At 47.5% G+C, this 5,361-nt stretch carries 4 protein-coding genes; all 4 read right to left on the minus strand.

What is annotated here, in order from left to right; all coding sequences use genetic code 11:
* Positions 1 to 507: class II aldolase/adducin family protein (locus ABGY95_RS08770; RefSeq protein ID WP_347441300.1), on the minus strand; the 507-nt coding region annotated here is incomplete at its 3' end.
* A gap of 1 nt (position 508) precedes the next feature.
* Positions 509 to 2,185, minus strand: a complete 1,677-nt coding sequence (locus ABGY95_RS08775) for a ribulokinase (RefSeq protein WP_347441301.1) — start codon at positions 2,183 to 2,185, stop codon at positions 509 to 511.
* A gap of 1,581 nt (positions 2,186 to 3,766) precedes the next feature.
* Positions 3,767 to 4,798 (minus strand): hypothetical protein, encoded by a 1,032-nt coding sequence (locus ABGY95_RS08780; protein WP_347441302.1) that lies wholly within the window; start codon positions 4,796 to 4,798, stop codon positions 3,767 to 3,769.
* 1 nt (position 4,799) lies between these two features.
* On the minus strand, positions 4,800 to 5,361 hold a 562-nt coding region (locus ABGY95_RS08785; protein ID WP_347441303.1), incomplete at its 5' end, for a hypothetical protein.

Genomic DNA, 5,361 nt, shown 5'->3' on the forward strand with positions numbered 1-5,361 from the left:
ATGCTTTAAAAGCACAGCGGGCACCTCCATAGGATTGAGCTTTAATTCGGTAAATCGCTGCACTATGCTAACTCCCGTAGCGTGCTCGTAATCGCTACTCACTTCCTCGGCTGTCAGAGCCCTCGCGATAGGGACTTCGCCATAGAAGTGATCGGCATGGGTTGTCCCCAAGCATGGCAGGCCCTTTCCGGCCTGAGAGAATGCTGTGGCAGATGGGCTATGGGTATGAACCACTGCTCCCACCTCCTTAAAGTTACGATAAATTTCTAGATGAGTTTTTGTGTCTGATGATGCGCGCAACTCTCCTTCTACAACCTCATTTTCGAGATTGAGCACGACTATACTGGTCGTGGTTAGCTCCTCATAAGCAACCCCGCTAGGCTTGATTGCAACCAGTCCTGACTCACGGTCTATGGCGCTCACATTCCCCCACGTCAACGCTACCAGCCCAGAACTAACCAGTGCTTGATTGGCCTCGACGACCATTTGTTTTAAATCTTCAGTCATCTTAGTTTCGTTGTTGCTCACGGATATTCATCAACTCTTTCATCACATTTGCCATAGATCCACGCCACTCGTTGGCGCCAAAGCCATCATGAAGCTGGCTGTAGAGCTCAAACAACTGGCTATAGACCACTTGGTTTTCGGCAATCGGGTAATACACTTGATCATGGTAATTCACGACCCGCTCTTGCAGTTGTTCCAGCGGTGCATAGCCTGTTGATACAGCACCAAACAGGGCCGCACCCAGTGCACAAGTTTGCTCACTCACTGAAACTTTCATCGGCTTTCCAATAACATCTGCATAAATTTGCATCAAGGTTGGATTCTTCAGTGAAAGACCACCAGTCGTGACGACCTCATTGACCTCTACTCCGAACTCCTCCATCCGCTTGATAATCGTGTAGGCTCCAAAGGCAGTGGCTTCGATATATGCTCTATATATTTCATGGGCTTCAGTGTGTAAGCTTTGCCCTAACATCAATCCTGAGAGTCTCACATCAGTAAGCACCGTCCGGTTTCCATTATTCCAATCCAACGCTAACAGCCCACTTTCGCCTGGTTTCATTTTAGAAATTTTCTCTCCCATCGCAGCAAATTTCGCGCCACTATCCACACCATAACTGTCCGGCACTAAATGATTCACCAGCCAGAGGAACAAATCGCCAACTGCCGACTGACCAGCCTCAATTCCTATCAAGCCCGGCACAACTGAGGAATCTACTTGACCGCAGAGCCCAGGAACATTCGCCACAGTTTGGTCTGCGACAGTGATGTCACAGGTAGAAGTCCCCAGTACTTTAACTAAGGTTCCCTTTTTAACTCCAGCTCCTACAGCGCCCATGTGGCAATCAAATGCGCCAACGGCTATCGCTATTCCCTCATCGAGCCCCAATCGACTAGCCCAATCTTTGCATAGTGTTCCGGCTAGTTGATCTGACGCATGTGCATTCTCATAAAGCCTATCTCTGAGTTCAGCTAGAGAAGGATCTAAGTTCGATAAGAATTCCTTATCTGGTAGCCCCCCCCACTGGTCATTGAACATCGCCTTATGGCCAGCTGCGCAGATCGAACGCTTCAGCGTGAGCGGGTTTGTATCACCAGCGAGCTCAGCCGTGAGCCAGTCACAGTGCTCGACAAACGAGAATGCCGCCTCGAACACCGCTGAGTCAACCTGACGTATACGTAAAATTTTTGACCACCACCACTCGGAAGAATACGTGCCTCCACATTTTTCTAAATACTGCGGCCTCATCGCTTGAGCTAAGTTGGAAATTTGCTCAGCCTCTCTGAAAGCCGTGTGGTCCTTCCATAGCCAGACTTTAGCGTTCAGGTTATCAGAAAATTGAGGATCAAATGCTAATGGAGATCCTGCTGCGTCAACAGGGATCACTGTCGAACCAGTGGTATCAACACCAATACTGATTACCTTTGATGGTGAGAAGTCAGGATCATTTTTTTGGGCCTGAGCAATGGCTCCACGAATGATTGTCTCACAGCCATCGATATAATCCTGAGGGTTTTGCCGTGCCACGTTGGGGTCGCTTGGATCCGTGAGTATTCCCAGCTCTCCTGATGGATAGTTGAAGACCTCAGATCCTAGTTCCCTTCCTGATTCCAGATCAATCAATAATGATCGACACGAGTTGGTGCCATAATCTAGGCCAATTGAGTACGCTGACATATAGTTCTTTTATTTACAGCAAGCACTATCCCTGCAAAAGCGAATTCCGTATAGAATACCTTTTTCTAAAATTTGAATAAAAACGTCATAATCTACCGATTTATCCCCTAGCAATCATGACACTTTTTTTATCGCGATCCTGTGGTCAAACTAAAAATAAATGGATATTCATCAGGTTTCATTGGTGCGATAAACGCAGATTTTCTGTGCTATGCTCGCCAATCAGTTTAGCAGGCAACAAGATTCTAGTTTTATTCCTGCAGGGATTTTTGCGATGTCATTAGCACCCATCCCGGCCTCGTGAATTGTCACCCCTCTCTAAAATTAGCACAGTGTGCTGAGTGGCATGCGTTTTATTCTCTAGCAGTCTGGCCGCTTGACCAGCCTGCACTATGGAGCTCTTTTTTATCGAACATAAGACGCTCAGGAAAACAGTGACCTTTACCTGAGCTAGACATTTTTGCTCATCAAAGGCATTGTATTTTTTACTCAGTTTATATGGCTGCTCAGATTTCTACGTCCTTACAAGCACTTCACACCATCAGCAATTTTAGACTCGTCGCTCCCTCACCGACAATAACCAGACAGGGCTAATGAGTCGAATCCGCATTTGATCGCATAACGTAGATTCCTTCCTGCTGGCCGAAGGTTGCTGCGGCCACTGTATAGTTATCACATTCCATTAGTGACTCTTTCTCGAAACTGTCCCCTCTCTCCAGCCACAGATGTAGCTCTACTATATCCGTCGGCTTGTGACCACTCTTGAGGAAATCTTAGTGGATTTCTTTTGGCCAAATCGATGGGCCCATACAGGCGTGAGGTGCACAGTCGAAGGTGAGTAGCGAAACCATGGTGAATTTATCAGCGGACTGCTGCCCCGGACACACCGGCGGGTAGGTCGTTTACCTCGATACCAACAGACGTCCTTTAGTATCCCATCGCATGCTGAAAGGGCATGCCATTTCGTTAACATTCACCTCGAAAGCAATTGAATTCTGACCGATGATCCACTTTAAACGCTAGGGTTTCGCCTTTGGTAGACCTCCACGCATTTGCGACACAAGATCGATCTACTCACTCTAATATAGGCACATGGAAATCTTCAGGCTTGGTCATTTTGCCCGCAGCAGGCGCACGGATCACTGCATCGCGATTAGCCACCATCACATCGAAATTACGCATGGCCAAGAGAAAGCCCAGAGAGACATAGCTACCACTGCGCCCCCAGTATATTCGAAACTATTGAGCGCGCGGTAGCGTTGAGCGGAATGGAATGCTTCATTAGGCAAAAGTTCGCGAGGCCATTGACCGGAGCTTTTGTAAGCACTGATGAACCGTTGATAGTCATTGAATTACCATTGCTAGCACTACCCCACTCCTTCTTTAACTCCATTCAGCTGCTTGGAAAAAACCACAAATCCCACTCTATTCTTCTCAGTCAGCTGCTTCAGCTTAGCAGTCTAGAGTATTATTTTTTGACTATCCATCTGTGCCGCTTTCACCTGAGACAGCTCTTCATTTGCCAAAGGTGAAAGTAGGACCAACTTAGGCGCACATTTCCCGCCCTTAACTCCCTAGAGCTTACCGTCGATTTTTTTTAGTCACGGGAGCAGACTTAAGCGGCATGATCAGAGTGTTGTAGTCTTGCAGATTTTCAGGTTTCACGCCCTTTGCATAACCTCCCATCTTGAAGGTTCGCGGCTTATAGGAGCCCACAAATGCAACATTATTGTCGGCTTTGATCGCATCTTCTAGCCCATTGATCCAGAACACGCCATTAATCACGAGGCGACGATAGCTCTCGCTTAGCAGATCCTCCGACGCTCCTTGTGTGCTATGAAAAACTCGACCTTTCTGACCGCTTTTCCCTTCATAATGCCTCACCCAGGCTGACGGCATCGCCACCTTCTTTGTGTCAGCAGCTGCACTGGGATCCATAGAAACCAATGGTTGGCTCTTTGCCAACAAGGTGAATCCATCACGCACCACACCAACATATCCACCAGCATGACAGAAAGCGTTGTCTTCAACTCCTCGCAACACGGGATGTTGTTTTTGTGACTCCTCTAGTAGAATTCTGGTTCCTTGCCTATGATTTTTCCCGTGGTGCCCTTCCCAAGTGTTTCCTAGCACCTGCTCGCCAAACCCATTCTGGTAATCCTTACCGGTGTATTTAAAATCAAATTTCGAGTAAGTTTTCCCTTTAGGTATTTTAAAAGCATGAGAAGAAGTCCTCAATCCAGCCACAGGTTTCCCCGCTCCGACAAAATCCACGATATGCTTCATTTGCTCGTCAGGAAGATCCAGGAAACGCGCAAAAATTACCATTGAATCTGCATTTTTAAGCGCCTCAAGCCCATGTATATTTGAAGCTCCAGCCTCGATGAACCCCTTATTATCCACACCAAAGAGCACCGTGCATTTAAATCCATGATGCTTTGCTAAAATACGTGCCAATGCTGGGCAACTCTCCTCAGCTCGGTACTCGTGGTCGGAGGCCACAAAAACGATATGCTTTCCCTTACCTGGCCCTTCACCGCCTTGGTAGACGATCTGCGCCTGCATAGCCAAAGTTGAGGCTGCCCAGGTCATTAGGATTGTTTTTATTTTCATATTAATTTTCGTAGTGTGGTGAAGTGGATCGAACATATTTCACGGCTGAACCTTCCCAGCCATTTTTTGAATAAAGTAAGCATGGCAAATCAGATAAGTCTTTCGGACCGAAGCTAACTGGGGCAATACTCAGAAAGAGGTTCCTATCCGTCTCGTCGTGCACAGTCTGGGTGAAGATTGCAGTCGCCTGACCATCTTCACTGTAGCGATAGATCCCTATGGTGGGAGAGTGACGCGGCTTATTCAGAGCCAGTCCCGGCTGGTATATTACACTATCAAATTGCACACTCACTGACCAACCATTGAGCTCCGGCACAGATTCACGCTGAAGCTTCTCAGAGTCGCAAGAAATCTGAGGGTATTGAGCGACTGGCAAACGGAGCTGAAAGAACCCAGTGCTCGAAAAGCAATTCTTCGAGCTGGCCAACCAGACGACTTCAGTGTTGATTGTCAAAGCTCCTTCCGCCAAGACATTAGTAACCTTCACATTGGTATCATGGAGGACATCTCTGCTATAACCATGGGCCAGATGCCCCTCCATAGCAAGCAACTCAAGCAAATCC

It is taken from the genome of Rubritalea sp., from assembly GCF_039830215.1.
Taxonomy (GTDB): domain Bacteria; phylum Verrucomicrobiota; class Verrucomicrobiia; order Verrucomicrobiales; family Akkermansiaceae; genus Rubritalea.